Annotated in this window: 11 protein-coding genes and 1 pseudogene; all 12 read right to left on the bottom strand. The window is 25.3% G+C overall.

The genetic code is table 11. The annotated features are described in order from the left end of the window. Positions 1-242: 242 nt before the first annotated feature. Positions 243-410 (bottom strand): hypothetical protein, encoded by a 168-nt coding sequence (locus F0310_RS04285; RefSeq protein ID WP_182117731.1) that lies wholly within the window; start codon positions 408-410, stop codon positions 243-245. Positions 411-2,016: 1,606 nt separating this feature from the next. Further along, positions 2,017-2,979 carry a hypothetical protein gene (locus F0310_RS04290; RefSeq protein ID WP_182117732.1) on the bottom strand — a complete coding sequence of 321 codons (963 nt, stop codon included), beginning with the start codon at positions 2,977-2,979 and terminating at the stop codon, positions 2,017-2,019. Between the two features lie 680 nt (positions 2,980-3,659). Next, entirely contained in the window at positions 3,660-4,526 is an 867-nt protein-coding gene (locus F0310_RS04295; RefSeq protein WP_182117733.1) for a hypothetical protein, read from the bottom strand. Between the two features lie 115 nt (positions 4,527-4,641). Next, positions 4,642-5,559, bottom strand: a complete 918-nt coding sequence (locus F0310_RS04300) for a hypothetical protein (RefSeq protein WP_182117734.1) — start codon at positions 5,557-5,559, stop codon at positions 4,642-4,644. A gap of 97 nt (positions 5,560-5,656) precedes the next feature. Continuing rightward, positions 5,657-6,433 (bottom strand): hypothetical protein, encoded by a 777-nt coding sequence (locus F0310_RS04305; protein WP_182117735.1) that lies wholly within the window; start codon positions 6,431-6,433, stop codon positions 5,657-5,659. Positions 6,434-6,600: 167 nt separating this feature from the next. Then, positions 6,601-7,491, bottom strand: a complete 891-nt coding sequence (locus tag F0310_RS04310) for a hypothetical protein (RefSeq protein WP_182117736.1) — start codon at positions 7,489-7,491, stop codon at positions 6,601-6,603. A gap of 402 nt (positions 7,492-7,893) precedes the next feature. Continuing rightward, the gene (locus F0310_RS04315) at positions 7,894-8,355 is read right to left on the bottom strand and encodes a hypothetical protein (protein ID WP_182117737.1); all 462 of its coding nucleotides are present in this window, start codon (positions 8,353-8,355) and stop codon (positions 7,894-7,896) included. Between the two features lie 2,486 nt (positions 8,356-10,841). Continuing rightward, positions 10,842-10,976: a DUF777 family protein gene (locus tag F0310_RS05930; RefSeq protein WP_182117743.1), complete on the bottom strand. Its 135-nt coding sequence runs from the start codon at positions 10,974-10,976 to the stop codon at positions 10,842-10,844. A gap of 30 nt (positions 10,977-11,006) precedes the next feature. Continuing rightward, a complete protein-coding gene (locus F0310_RS05880; RefSeq protein WP_255492103.1) occupies positions 11,007-11,132 on the bottom strand; it encodes a hypothetical protein in 126 nt (41 codons plus the stop codon). Further along, the gene (locus tag F0310_RS04325) at positions 11,125-12,045 is read right to left on the bottom strand and encodes a DUF693 family protein (protein ID WP_182117738.1); all 921 of its coding nucleotides are present in this window, start codon (positions 12,043-12,045) and stop codon (positions 11,125-11,127) included. The genes F0310_RS05880 and F0310_RS04325 overlap by 8 nt, the downstream gene beginning before the upstream one ends. A 144-nt stretch (positions 12,046-12,189) precedes the next feature. After that, positions 12,190-12,819, bottom strand: a complete 630-nt coding sequence (locus F0310_RS04330) for a hypothetical protein (protein WP_182117739.1) — start codon at positions 12,817-12,819, stop codon at positions 12,190-12,192. A gap of 2,577 nt (positions 12,820-15,396) precedes the next feature. Next, positions 15,397-15,506, bottom strand: a pseudogene (locus tag F0310_RS05935) (transposase); the annotation flags it as partial.

Raw genomic sequence — 15,506 nt, forward strand, 5'->3', positions numbered from 1 at the left:
ATATATACAATGACAGTAATATAACTTGATTAAGCTAATTAGATTCGCTTAACTTCTTTATCAATTAATTTGTGTTAAATTGATCTGTTTAAAACTAAAGTAGGCCTACACTGTGCTGTTAACTTATTATTTATTAATCTTTATAAGATAGTTCTTATTTTTGTTTTATATTTTTAAATAAAATAGAGTTCGATAGGCAAGCCCTATTTCTACTTAAGCTTTAGATTTCTATTTAATATTTTTCAAAACATATGCTTTATTATAAACGACTTATTGTTTTTGTTCATCTTGCTCAATTCAAATAACATCTTCTGTTTAGAATTCTTTTGTGTTATTATAACTGCTTTTACTTGATCTATAACCCTTTCTGGTTCTTCCTTCATCAACATAATAAATTCATCAATAACCATTAGTACTCATTATATTACTTTTTTTAAGCTTAGTTAATATTGCCTCTCCTAAAAATTATTTACGATTTGATAAGTAAGCCCCAATACCATATAATAAGTTTAATAATTTATAATTGGTTTATCTATCAGAACCGAATACCTATAATTTCTCTAGTTAATATTATAAAAATACTTATATCCCTTTACTAACTGCATTTTTACAACTTTTTGATTTTTTCTTTAATCCTATTTAAGTTTTTCTTTAATTCATAAAATCTTTTCCCCCTCCCATAGTTTCCTTCTCAGTTTTAAATTCTTAAGGTAGTTTAATTGTAGTCTTTAAAACTTTATTTTGAGATATACTTTTATCTGAGTATAAGCTCAATTCAAAACTGTTAATAGTGTAAACAATATAAACATTATCCTGTTTGATATAATATTTTCCTAGAATAATTACTAACCAATAATTAATTAGTGTTAGTTTATCTTATTTATCGACTTTATTGATTTGCAATACCAACACATAATTTACTATAAAACAATAATCATTATTAATCTGTAATAAAAAAATTTAAAATAATTATTACTAAATACTACAAGATCGCCTATCCTCTTTTATATATCAATAAATTAAGATTTGTGCAAAACCTAACTAAATTCTTTTGTTCCCATACAAGCACTTCTTAATATTAATAAATGTTATATTAAGTCTATTAGACACTGCAAGTATCTTTGAATAAGGTTCATATATCAAGAGCAAGTTATTTTCATTTTTTCTATATTATTTCTATCATATGTTGCTATTTCTATCTATTTCTGAATAGCTCTTTCCAAATCTTTTCTTAATAAAATAAATTGATCTATAAGTCTATTAAGTAAAAAAATATTTATCTTGCCTTTCTTAAGCTTAACTCACCTAAACACCCTATAAATACACTAGTATGATACCCAGTATCATGCAAAGACTTCAATAATATCTCGCAAACATCTTCTAGATTCAATTAGTCCCATTTTGCTTTAATAAAACATAATCTCTGAAATATTTTTTCTAATTGTAATAGTAAACACATTATATCCAACCGAGTAGTAAATATAATATAATGTTCTGAATTCAATATCATAGCTAACATCTTTACTATTTAAGATTACCTCTGATAATTCAGAAAATAAATATTTGCCTGAAACAATAAGTTAATTCAATCTATTCTCTTTTATCTATAGACGCTCTCTAAATACTTTAAATTTTCTCTCCATATGATTAGAGGATGATTCCCTATTTTTAAGATTCTCTTGTTCTAATTTCTCAATCATTTTTGCTGACCTATCTTCTTCTAAAGCTAATCTTTTATTTACCTTTTAATATAAAGCTTCAGATACTTTTACACCCCCCCCCCTTTCTTTTTTAAAGGTTTATCTTCGAATATATTATCAACTTGCTTGCAACCAATTAAAATAAATAGTACTAAGCAAAACACAAATTTAAACCTTTTCATATTACTATCCTTCAAATTCAATTTTCCATCACAACATAAAAATAGAAAGTAAACTTTACATATAAATAATATCTTTACTTTCATTTTTTAATTAAATACCAAATATATTATGAAATAACATTACTTTGTAATCTTTAAATCGGAAGGCTTCTTTCCATTTCTAGATATGCTTTTTTCAATAACTCATACAATTCAGTAACATTTGAGCCACTAAAAACCTTATTAAGACTATCATTAAAATAGTACTCATCTACGAATGCCATTAAAGATATTCTATCCTTATTACATCCTTTTAGTACAGATAATACATGCTTTTCCACAGCTTGTATCATTTTTTCTCTTATTGAAATAAATTCATCTAAATATTTATCAAATTTAGAAATAAGCAAAGCATTTTTACCAACCTTAAATTTTGCAAGCTCACTATCACTTATCCATACTAAAAATTTCTTGGTAATCACACCAGCTTCTTTCAATTCCTTTAATAAATTATTAATACCTTTATGTCCTGGATTTCTATGAACAAATAAAATCCTAAGTATATCTTCTATCCATTGAAGAATACCTATATCAAACCCAAGTGCCACATAAACATTATTCAATCCGTTTGGTATAGAAACCCAGTTAGCCCGCCCTCCTTCCGCATTCCTGATTCTATCTAATATTCTAGAAAATGAATATCTACCATCTCTAAAATTCTTTTCTTGTCTTTCTAACCTACTCTTAAATGCCTTCGCTTTCTTATCCAATGTTTTGTATGCCAACTCCTGTGCTTTTGTTAAAGTCTCAATTTTTGGTTTTTGATCTAATGCTTCTTTTATTTCATTAGATTTTATTGCATCTAACTCCTCTATTCTCTTTGATAACTCCCTTTTGTCCTTCTGTGCTCCTCCTTCATTTCCTTCTGAATTGACATCTGATACCTTTGTCTTTACCTTAATGCCCTTTTTTGGGTCTATTTTCTCTCTTTTACTTTTATTACTACTATCAACTTCATTATGAAGTTCTTCAAATTCCCCTTCTAAAATATCACTTACTTGCTTACACCCAAATAACAAAGGTAGAACTAAGCAAATTATCATTATATAAATTTTCATTTTATCCTCCTTCGCTTTTATTAAAATGTCAACTATATATTAACAATTAAAAATAAAGCCCTTTTAATATAATATTTTAATTAATTTACTAATAATATCTATTATACCACTAAGCAATACGAGGATTAGTTTCATTAAACAACAAATCCAGACTTTCTTAGGATTCTTCCATTTTAACTGAATTAACTCTTTGCTATCTTAATATAAGATTTTCACAATAATTTATACTCTTCTTCAAACCTTGAGTTATTTAATTTCGAATTAAAACGATATCTATTTACTCATAAAGCCTACCAGTCCTACCTTACTTCTCCTCTTATTATTTTCCTCTATTATTTCTAATATTTACTCCCTAACAGTTTTTAACAAACTTCCTCTTGATTAAATAAATTATCTAAACAATTATCAAATTCAAAAATAAGTAAAATACTTTTATCAGGCTTAAAGTTTTACAAGCTCACCATCTACTAATTTTTGTACTGAACCAAAATAACCAATTTGATTGCTGTTTTATATTTCTTCATAAAAATTTAGTAAATAAACATTTACTTCTAGTAGCTGCTACAAGTTAATTTTTCTCTATCTAATATCTTGCTAAATGAATCTTGCTTTAATTTCAACATCACTGGGCCTTACTATTCTTCTAATAAATCAAATCAGTTTTAAAATTAGTAAATTATTTATTTAATACCTGAATATAATTTTAAAATATTAAAATATTCGATATCCAATGCTAAATATCCAGACCTAAATGCTTGTCCATAAGCTTTTTTAAGCTCTTCAAATATATCTTTTTTATCTTTTTTTCTTGTAGCTATTTCTATTTGTTCTTTTACATTTAATACCAAACTTACTTTTAACTTATCAAATCTATCTAAAAGATAGCTGGCCTTTTCAATATCTGTAAGATTATTAGCACTCTTAAGCTTAGCTAACGTTATATCACTGAAGATATCATATAATACTTTATGATTCAAGTCATAAAGATTAGATAATATACGCAAGAAACTGTCATAGAGATTAAAAGCGTCAAAAGAAGCATAATTATTATTCAATACTTTAGGTATTATTTCTTCTAACTTCAAAAGAGTATCTATATTATACCCTAAACTTGCATAAATTCGATCCACTATCTTTGGAAATGCCGTTATTGTTCTTGTTTGCCTACTAATCAAGTTTAAAATGTTAGAAAATGAATATTTTCCAGAATCAATTGCATCTTTAATGCTATTAAAGTCTGTAAAATCAGGAGCTGTATGACCCCGAGCTACAAATATACCCTTAGCACTCTCAATATCATTTCTTAATATCTTAACCTTGCTTTCTAGTATATCGTAAGGTGAATATTCTATCTTTTCATCTTCTATACTAGCCTGTTCATATGTTTTCTCATCTAGCTTTTTCTGATCTATTGATATTTTCTTTCTTTCATGCTTTCTTGTTTTAAATATTCCTATTTTCCTTTTGTCTCCCCTCTTATTAGATGTTTGCTGATCACAACTCATCATTACAATTATCAACATCAACAACATTCTATATATTTTCATATTATTCTCCTTTCCTTTTGTTAAATACTAATTAGTTTATATATGTAATTCACATATAACTTTCTACAAAGTCATATCTTGCTACTCATATTTTTCTTTACTATAGCAGATTATATTATCCTTCTAATTTCTTTCTAAATTTACGTTGTAAATCATTTTTCAAATTCAAGAAAAATTTTTCAATATCATTGCCAATCTTGTTCAATTTACCATACGTAAAAAATAGAATTTTTTCGTCATAAATCTTTGTAAACTTATTATATATTTCAGCTCCTTTATTAGATTTTCTTACTATCTCCATTTGTTCAGCCATCCTATCTAATACATTTACCCTTATCTTAATATACTCACCTAAAAGTTTATTAGCCTTTGCAATATTTTCTGGATTATTGTCACTTTTAAGCTTAACTAGATTTGTGTCACTGAAATACTCATACAATATCTTTTGATTTAAGTTATAAGCATTAATCATTGGAAATATTATTTCTTCACAAAAATAATATTTACCCCCAAATTCATCTAAATTACCAGGTTTATATGCAATCAGTTCATAACAAATCTCTTCTAACTTTGTAATAAAAGCTACATCATACCCTAAGCCTGCATAAAATTCATCTACACGTTCTGGTAAAGATTCAGCTCCATATTCATATAGAAACACACTTACAATAGTAGGAAATGAATGTTGCCTAGACATAACTGCTTTTACAATACTTTTAGAATCTACAAGATTAGGAAATGAATGACCCTGTTTAATAAATATACTTCTAGCGCTCTCAAGTTTACCTCTTAATGCCTTAACCTTTCTTTCTAACATGTAATAAGGTGCACTCATCTGCTCCCCCACCACTGCAAAATCACTATCTTTATCAGCTTTTTTAACATCATTTCCTTGGCCCACTGTTCCTCTATTTCTCTTTTGTTTCTTTGTTTTTAATATCTTTTTATGATTTTTATCTTCTTTATTAGATGTTTGCTGCCCACAACTCATCACTATAACTAGCAATATGAATAACACTCTATACATTTTCATATTATTCTCCTTTCCTTTTGTTAAATACTAATTAGTTTATATATGCAATTCACATATAACTTTCTACAAAGTTATATCTTCTTTCTATTTTTAATCATCAAACTAAATCTTTAATTTCTCTCACAATTTCATCAAGACTCATAAGTCCTTTAACAAATTCTACGCCTGTTAATTTATTTAACTCTTTTTTTATCAATGCTTTATTATGATTTTTTGATACTACTATATTTATCTGTGATCTATATCGCTTTATTAAATCTTCTTTTTTCTTAACAAACTTATCTAAAAGTATACTAACCTTTCGTATTTTTTTTAATTCTCCGCTTCTAATAAGCTTAGATAAATTTTCATCTGATAAATAATTATATAAGACATCGTATTCATGCTGTGTTATGGTATATAAATTTCGCATTAATGGACTTGTTACCAAGACATAGCCATCATAAGGATCATAAATTAGCAATCGATTAAGTACTTCTATTAGCTTTTTAATAATATCTACTTCATAATTAAGACTTGCATATATATAATCTACTTTATGAGGAGCAGTATACGCTGGGTTATATTTATAAAAATCATTTCCAAATTGTCTTAAATACCCGCCATCAGTAAAAGCCTCTTTAGATCTCTTATATTTATATCTTAGTTCACTTACCTTCTTCCTCAACCCAGAGGAAAGTACCACTGAATTCATTATATCGTCATACTCATCTTCAATTTCTTCTACAGTTCTGCTAACTTTGTATTCTTGATGATTATAATTTTTCCTTTTATTTGATGTATCTATCTGTTCCTTGTATGCATCAACAGCAGCTTGTTGCCCACAACTCATTATTATAACTAGCAATATTAACAACACTCTATACATTTTCATATTATTCTCCTTTCAGCTTGTTAAATACTAATTATCTATCTTTTAATTAATCATCAAACACATTAAGCTTAAAATTACTAATTAGTGTTTATCTTGTATTAAAACCTTTATGCATAAGTATTTCACCTATTAACTCATTAATATAAACTTGAGTTTAAAAATACAAATTAATTATCTAACTTCAAGGAAAAATTTAAAATTTTATTATACTCTTGTTGCACAGCACCTAATGCCCTATTAATTTCCAGATTATAATGAGTTGCTTCTTGTAGCTCATCATATATATCTTTTTCCTTTGTCTTGTTTGCTACTACTTCTATTTGTTTTTTAATCAATTCTATTGCATTTGATTTTGCCTCAATAAAATTATCTAAAAATCCATTAATCACAGCAATTATTTCATTATTTTTACCTTTAAGCTTAGATAAGTTTGAACTTCCTAAATGCCTATTTAAAACTTCTCGTTTATAATGTTCAATCTCACCTATATTCTTTATTACCTTAAATGCAATATCATACCTATCGCCCCTTCTATCTAGCTTAGAAATTATTGCATCTAGTTTTGTAATAAAACCCACATCATATCCTAGTCCTGCATAAAATTCATCTATTTGTCCTGACCTTTCAAAATCAATGCCTCTGTCTTTAATCACCTTTAAAATGTTAGGAAATGAATATTTGCCGGTATTAATTGCGCCCTGAATAAGCACCCTACCTTCTAAATTATCAGGAAATGCATGACCCTGCGACATAAATTTAATCCTAGCACCCTTAAGTTCATCTCTTAGCTGCCTTAACCTTTTATCTAGAGTAATAAAAGAATCAACTTTTTCTTTTTTAACAGTAACAATTCCTTCTTTAAATGTTTTTTCTATCTCATTAATAGCCTTTTCTTCGCTTTTTTCCGGTTCAATTGTGTTTTTTTCCCCTTCAAGAATCTTCTTCTTGCTAATTTTATTTCTTTTTCCTAAGTCAGCTATTCTTGCTCCTTTTCCAGGTATTTGTCCACAACTCATTATTATAGCTAGCAATATAAATACTATTCCAATCACTTTCATAAAATACTCCTCTTTTCATCATATAAATCTAATTTTAAATAGATGGGTATTTTAAATTTATCCAAACTGTGTAATAAAAATCATATTTCTCACTGATTTAAAGAAATTTCCTTATGAAATATTTTGAATTTTATTCAAAATATTAAGCCTAATCCAATTATCTATTGCTCTAGACAATCTTATAAATGCCTTGTGCTCTTTACTGCTAACTTTTAATCTTAGCTAATTATATAATAAGTAATATAGAAAATATTACACTTCTTTTTATATAGCTTTTCCTTCACATTAAGCTTATATACTGGTAGATATTACTATACTAATTATCATATTAAACTTAATATCATTATATATTAAGTTTAACATAAATATTATTATATTAAATCAAGACATAAAAAATTATCTTTATTTATTAAGATTAATTAATCTTCCAATTTCTTTTGATATTTTTTCTAAGTTCCCACATTCTCTTTTAAAGATCAAATTATTATCTGTCATTCTTTGTATTTCATTATAAATTAATGTTTTATTACTCTTGTCCGCATGCATTACTGACAAGCTAGCTTTAATCTTTGATAGAAGATTTTTTCTTTTACTCATAAATTCATCCAATCTTTGAGCAATTAAATTAAAAATATCGGGATTTTTAATTACCTTAAGATTAGACAAGTTACTCCTTTGCAAAGATTTACTTAAGACCTCTTGAGTATAAAAGTTAATGTCTATGAATAATTTCAATAATAAACCGGAAAGAGGAATCATATCGTCCACATGTCCAAAAAGAGTGACTGTTAATATTGGAAATACCTCCTCTAATTTTTTAATAGAATCAGCATCATACCCTAAGCCTGCATATATTTTATCCATTTCCCCTGGCTTAGTAGCATAATCAAATCTAACTCTTCTTAGTTTATTTATCAAAACAGGAAATGAATGATGGCCATTCTTAAATATTTTCTTTTTTTTCTAAACTCTGCCTGGTAATCTGATACTTTCTTAATAAAATTATTATAAATAAAATCTTTAGTTTTTGAATTAACTTTGCCTTCTGGATCAACTTTGGTTTCTGAATTAACTTTGCTTTTTGGATCAACTTTAGTTTTTAAATTAACCTTGCTTTCTGGATCAACTTTAGTTTTTAAATTAACCTTGTCTTCTGGATCAACTTTGGTTTCTGATTCATCCTCTTTGTCTAAATAGTCTTCATATTCTGAATAGTATTCATAATCTTTGTAATCTTCCTTATCTATTTCATAGTAGTCTTCTTCTTCCCCCCTAGAATTAATTCACTTACCTCTTTCTCCTTGTTGCCATCTTGCACACAACCCATAAAAACTGCAAATAAAACAAAAAACATTATCACATATCTCCTCATGCAATTTCTCCTTCACTATATACATATTTATACACTATTATATTAACTATAATTATAGATTAATATTATATTAATATATTAATATAATATTAATCTATAATTATAAAATATTGTATATAAAGAGAGAATTTGTGGCATGTTCCTCTTTATTCAACTATCCTTACAATACCTTCTAATGCATTACAAAAATCTTCGCTTTACTCATTAAAATCTGAGGATTTGTCTACTACCTTAATCAATTCCTATCTTATCAATATTTTATAACTCTTAAAACACCTATTAGTTACAACTCATTTTTGAATATTCTTAATAGTTCTTCTCTCGATGAAATAAACTTATTCAAAAGACTAAAATCATAAAAACAATTGTTAAATTTGGCTTTTTAAGCTTTTCTAGATCTGAATACATAAAACTCTCATTTATCATCTTATTCTCTGATAAATCTTATCTTCTCCTTCAATTAAGTCAGATCAGGCATGTATATTAATGGTATTTTATAGAATACTTCTTCAAACTGTTTTACCTCAATAGCATTATGCTTATTTTGCCATATTTAAGTTAATACCATGCCATTTAATTAGACTATGCACAATAGGAAAAAGGATAACAAATTCATTCCTAGTATCATTAAGCTTACACCTGAATGCATTTATTATTCTTTATAGTTTAATGTAAGTATCTTGCTTTTGCTCTCTTTCTTCTTTTTATTAAATCAAAATCAACCTACTGCACTGATATTGAGCTGCATTCTTTTCCTTTTCAATAGATATAGCTTTCAATCTTAATCTATTGAATTTACTTTTAGTATATGATTTTTTTGGTAATGTTATACTTGTTGATACCAATATATTTGTTTTAAGTACATCATCCGTAGCTACTAATCCCCTATGGTTTCTTCTTCATCTTACGTCTTTTCATCCATGTATTCTGTCTCTTCTGTTACATTTACATATGCTACTTTACTTATTCCCTCTGCATGCCTTATCTTCTGATGTTGTTCTTTTTTTGCTATATCTTATTGTTACGTTTCACCTGCTGGGCTTTTATTAAATTTCTCTCTCTTTCCTATATCTGTATTTATCTAACTTTTTATATCTGTCATTCTTTTCTGTTTTAAAAAGGCTTATCTATCCAATAAAGTTATTAAATTCTTAATGATGATAACCAATTAACAATGTAAGTAAGATATAAAAAAATATTATAATAATTACTTCTGATAAATCTTTTTTTTATAATCAACAGTTTTATAATTACTATGATTTATATAGACTATCATAATTATAAATTAATTTTTTAATTAATCTGAAGATTAATATCTTATTAAAAATATTAACCTCTAAACAAAACATAAAATTAGAAAATACATTTTAATTAAAAATGTAGAAAAAATTTCACGTATTTCATTTGAAAAAAAGATAAATTTTACGCTTAAATTTATTTGATATCAAAAATATATAAAATAGAATGATGATGAGTATACAACAAATAAGATGAATAGTAATGACATATATAACAATAAGAAACAATATTGATAAATCAAGATATAGAAGTAATAAAAGCATGATAAGACAAAAAGAAAGACATGAAAGAAAACTGAAAAAACTGAAAAAAATTAATAAATGAAAGACTAATATCTAGATTCATTTTGATTGATATTAATGATCTTAAAAATTAGTTAAAACTTAAATTTAAGAAAATCTGAGATATATGCCATTATATAGCAAGGACATTCTTGCTGTTTAACATAGATAATATTAAATCTATCATACGTTTATTTTCAAATAACTTACCTTTAATATATGCTTTTTACTTAAACGAACTGCTATACCTTTTAATCCTTTAATTAAAGATAAAGACATAAACATAAGCCTTAATATTCTAGTCCTCAAAGCCTGCATTCTTAGCAATAAGTATTATAATATTGCCTTTAATACCTAATTCTTTTTAAGATATATTAATTTCTTATCTTAATACTTAATCAGAATATACGAAATTTAAGATATAAAATAGCTTTGTCAAAATAATTACTATACAATTTATTAAAAATATTAATATTACTTTGAAATAATACTATCTTATAGCTTTCTTCAAAAGTAAGTCTTAGGTTTAAAATACTAAGATTATATTATTCAATTAAAACAAACTATTCTCTGAATTTTAAAATCAAATTGCTTAATATTTCTATTCCTGCAAATAAATATCTTCTTACACATATATGATTAGCATTCTCAAATACCAGTAAATCATCAAACATTATAATTTTATTCATACAATACCTTATCTACATTGTAAAGCTTTAATTTTAATATGCATTTACCCATATTAGTTAAATGGGCACTTGTTTCCTTAACAACAGCTTTTACAACCTCTCCATATTGATTTATAAACTTAACCCTGTCTCCCACTTTAATTTTATCTGTGAAAAGAAGTGTAGCACTCCAAAAATCAAAATTAGGCTGTCTCAAGTCTCTTAGTTCTTTTTGTGTAATAAACAAAAGTGAATAATCTTGAAGATTTTTATAAAAACTCTCAACATTCCCCAATGCATTAAAATTTATAAAAACAAACCTAATATCAACTTTACTAGTCAAATCTCCAGTATCAACAAATATTAAATGAACATATTTACCTAAAAGCCTTTCTATAAACTCTTTAAAAGTTGATACATAAAAATCCTCATCTATTATTCGCTCCCTATCTTCTCTATTAATATGAATAACTGCTTTGTCTTTAAATACTGATTTTATTGATTCTTCTAAAGATTTGCCACTAAAATTATTAACAGTAAGTTTTTTATTTAAAAATTTATATTTTGTTATAAGACAAACATCATACTCACAAATAAAATCACCATTTTCAAAATCAAAATCAATAGGCGCTCCCAAATACCCGGCCATAATGAACTTATATCCTATATTTGATTCATAAGAAAACTTTCTGTAAAATATGTTAACAACATCACCAATTTTTAAAGATTTATTAAAATTCAAAGGCATATTAAAAAACTGCAGCTGTGCCTTTTTGCATTGCATTGATTTTAAAGCAGAATACTCATTACTAATTAAAATATTAATAAGAGGAGTTCCTTTCTTTGTCTCTATTACAAGCTTAGGCCTTAGACTTAAGAATCCCCTATTATTGCTATAAAATTCTATTTTAAAGTCATATTGAAATAGCAACATAAACACTTCCTTTATTAACTAGTGAACAAGAACATATCCTTTGTCAAAAGTTATTAAAATTATTAAGAGTATTTCTTCATGAAAGAATAGAACCATTACCAAGACTCACTAATAATGCTAATGAACTCATATTCCTGTTAAGCCTTAATTTTCATCAGATCTTACTAAGATATCTGATCTATTAGGTCTTAATATCACATTGAGTCTTAAATTACCCGAATTGTAGTTTGAAATTTCTAATTTTAAACCAAGTTGCCTTGTAATATAACTTTCTAAAAACTCAATATCTCGCATCTGCATACTAATAAATAATTTGGAATAATCGGTCTCTTCAATTAAGTTCTTATTACTAAAATTAAAAAGCCTACTTCTATCTTTCTCAAGAAGTCTTTCAATAGGAATTTCTATAATATCTTGAATTCTATGGTCAATTTGCAAAAAAATAACATCACTACGTTTGTTACTTTTTCTTAAAAATTCAGTTCTTACTTTTAAAAAAAAATCATTTCTTATCAAATTTAAAAGAGAATAATAATAGATTTCAAATCCAGTTATCCTTTTTAAAATTAGATTAACCTTAAGATGCCTCATTGAATCAGTGGTCTTAATTAATATGCTGTTTCTATACTCATAGCTTAGCTCATATACATACTCAATATCTCGTTCAAAATTACAAATCTTGAAATTAAAAGGCCTTGAAGATGCTCTAGCTATAAGATTTAAACTCAAAAACAACCAAAAAAATATATAAATAATATAAATAACGTTAACCATAAATATTCTCCTAAACCTATTTTAACCTTTATAGCTTTAAAAATTAAAAGTTCTGCCCTTTTAATTTGAAAGCTAATATTTAACTCATAAACAAATGATGTTTTAAATGAAATGCCTTTATTCAAAATTCCATATAAACCCTTAAAAAAATAATAAACATCCAAATTAAATCTTGCTATAAACTATATCCTTATAAAATCTGTTTTAAATTCTAATAATTTATTTAAAAAAGGACATGGCTCTTAAATTGAAGAAATAAACTTTTTCATAAATAGAATATAGATATTTAAATAAAAACACGGATTCTTTAATAGTAAAAGTATTACTATTATTTAGAGTAATCTCCTCAGGATTTGTATTAATATCTTAATTTACAAACTTAGAATGATTTTGAAATATTAATAATTATAGCCAATAATAGTACTTAACAGCCTCTCAGAAGATTTTTTTAAAAAATATAAAACTTGAGAAAGATATGCATTAATCTGATTGAAAATCAGATAGTAAAAATACATAAAATTAGACGCACTTGATAGGCCTAAAAATTGATTTACAATTTACCTAAACCTAACAAATACTGTTTATTTCCCCTATTAAATCAAATATATAATCTCTTAAAGCTTCTAAATTTTCACTATTGGTATTATTTATTATTCATAATGATGTCAAAATGATTTGACTATACATCTAGTTTAAGTGAATCTGCTAAAGTAACAATGATACCTTCATTTTAAAAAAGCATTAATTAACATAACACTATGTAATATTTTTGCAAATTCCAGGATACAAATATAGCTTAAAAGTTTTCTCACCTACCTACTGCTTATCAAGTAATTTCATATCATATAAACTTAACCTCATTGAAAGATTTCAACTTTATATATGAATTAAACTTTAATCTAAGACTATTCTAATAAGACTTGTAGGAGAGAATCTCCGTTAAGCTATTTCTTACTAAGTCGCCCATTAAAGATATATTATTTCTAAAGTTGATACTAAAACTTTTAACTAATTAAAACTAATTTTATTATTCTCTATATATCTTATTAATAAATAATATACATAGACCATAACCTTTAAATAAATCAATATATAAAATTGTCACTATTTATTAGATTGCTTATTTAAACATTCAAATAACTTGTAAATTCATCCAAATCAAACAGCATCTAACATTATACAGGTAAAGTAATTAACTAGAAAAAAATTTAAACTCACAAGTCTCTAAAATAAAATCATTAATGTCTACTTGAACTTCAAATTCATCTTCATATTTAAAGCATATCTTCCATTTTTATTTTCTAAAAACTGTAAGCTATATCTAAAATTATCACTCGATTAATGAGTTATCTAATCTAAATTTAACCTTATTTACTAGTACTATTAAAATCATCAACTAGTTTGTACAAACTAACTTATTTTTTAAGGTCTTTGTTTAACACTAACTTAAAATCAAATTTATTTTGGAAAGAAAACCAGATTTTCTTTTAAATCATATTTACAGCATTCTACATTTATTAGAATCAAAAACATTCAGTTTTATTACTAGAAACACTTCCTAAAAAAATTTAGGTACCCCCCTCCTCCTTTGATTTAGAAACTAAATTTGCTAAACTAATTATTAATCTTAAAAAAAGATTTTGACCTATATTTCTGTATAAAATTTAATCAAAATCAGTAGAGCTAAATTTAATACTCTCTAAGCCTCTAAATAATCCAATAAATCCTGTCCCCCAATTAAGCTTGATATACTAATTTCTATTTTAAATACTAAAGCATTTATACAAGATAAATTACTCTTTAAACTAGTATTAACTCCTTTAAATAAATCCTTATGAATATCTAAACACAAGAGAAGAAATTAAATTCTTTTCTCTTGTGTTTTCATAATTTGTCATTCTTAAGCTATATGGTTAAAAACCCTACTGCTTAATAAAGGAGTATTGGGTGTAAATAAATCCTTCTTTAATTCACCCAAAAAAAGATTTATTCCACTTGTTTTAATAAATTATATCTCATAAAATTTACCATATCTTTATTCAGCAAAATTTTTCATAAATTTATTCTTTAAGTTTTAAATTAGCAATTTGATATTTCTACAACTTCCCTGTAATTAAACTATCTAATCTAATTAGAACTACAAAAATAAATTAACACAGTAAAATAATAATTACAATATTCACTCTTTAAGTATTCTAAATACTAAAAAAAAAATTAAAGTAGCTCTAAGTAACTCTATAATTAATGTTCTCATACATTTTTAAATCCATGAAAATTATCAAATAGAATAATCAAAAAGAAACTAAATTTTAGTAATTTTAGTTGTCATAAATATAATAATTACTTAATAAAAGTTCTACTACAATCTTGCCGAATATCAATATAAAATAAACTTTCAAATACTGTATAACAAAAAGATCTGTGAAAGAGCATATTTACAAAAAATGAATATATTACTTTGTTTTAACAATATTTTAAAATTGATCTAAAAAATAAGAGATGGGCTATCATTAAGGAATTCATTTTTTTAAGAAAAGATAAGCTAGCGAACTATTATTCTAATAAAGAAAGAATATAGAAATTGGATATAAAGTAATGAGATAATTTATGCAAAAATCTTTTCTTTGATTTGTCATTTTTTTATGTAGCTTAGTTAGTTTAATCTAGATTTAGCTCTATTAGAAAAA

Origin of the sequence: Borrelia sp. A-FGy1, from assembly GCF_014084025.1 — a bacterium.
Lineage (GTDB): Bacteria > Spirochaetota > Spirochaetia > Borreliales > Borreliaceae > Borrelia.

Bases quoted from the DNA above. Each gene is read 5' to 3' on its own strand.
- F0310_RS04330 (WP_182117739.1), bottom strand. From the start codon at position 12,819: ATGGTTAACGTTATTTATATTATTTATATATTTTTTTGGTTGTTTTTG.
- F0310_RS04295 (WP_182117733.1), bottom strand. From the start codon at position 4,526: ATGAAAATATATAGAATGTTGTTGATGTTGATAATTGTAATGATGAGT.
- F0310_RS04305 (WP_182117735.1), bottom strand. From the start codon at position 6,433: ATGAAAATGTATAGAGTGTTGTTAATATTGCTAGTTATAATAATGAGT.
- F0310_RS04325 (WP_182117738.1), bottom strand. From the start codon at position 12,045: ATGTTGCTATTTCAATATGACTTTAAAATAGAATTTTATAGCAATAAT.
- F0310_RS04285 (WP_182117731.1), bottom strand. From the start codon at position 410: ATGGTTATTGATGAATTTATTATGTTGATGAAGGAAGAACCAGAAAGG.
- F0310_RS05880 (WP_255492103.1), bottom strand. From the start codon at position 11,132: ATGAATAAAATTATAATGTTTGATGATTTACTGGTATTTGAGAATGCT.
- F0310_RS04310 (WP_182117736.1), bottom strand. From the start codon at position 7,491: ATGAAAGTGATTGGAATAGTATTTATATTGCTAGCTATAATAATGAGT.
- F0310_RS04315 (WP_182117737.1), bottom strand. From the start codon at position 8,355: ATGGATAAAATATATGCAGGCTTAGGGTATGATGCTGATTCTATTAAA.
- F0310_RS04290 (WP_182117732.1), bottom strand. From the start codon at position 2,979: ATGAAAATTTATATAATGATAATTTGCTTAGTTCTACCTTTGTTATTT.
- F0310_RS04300 (WP_182117734.1), bottom strand. From the start codon at position 5,559: ATGAAAATGTATAGAGTGTTATTCATATTGCTAGTTATAGTGATGAGT.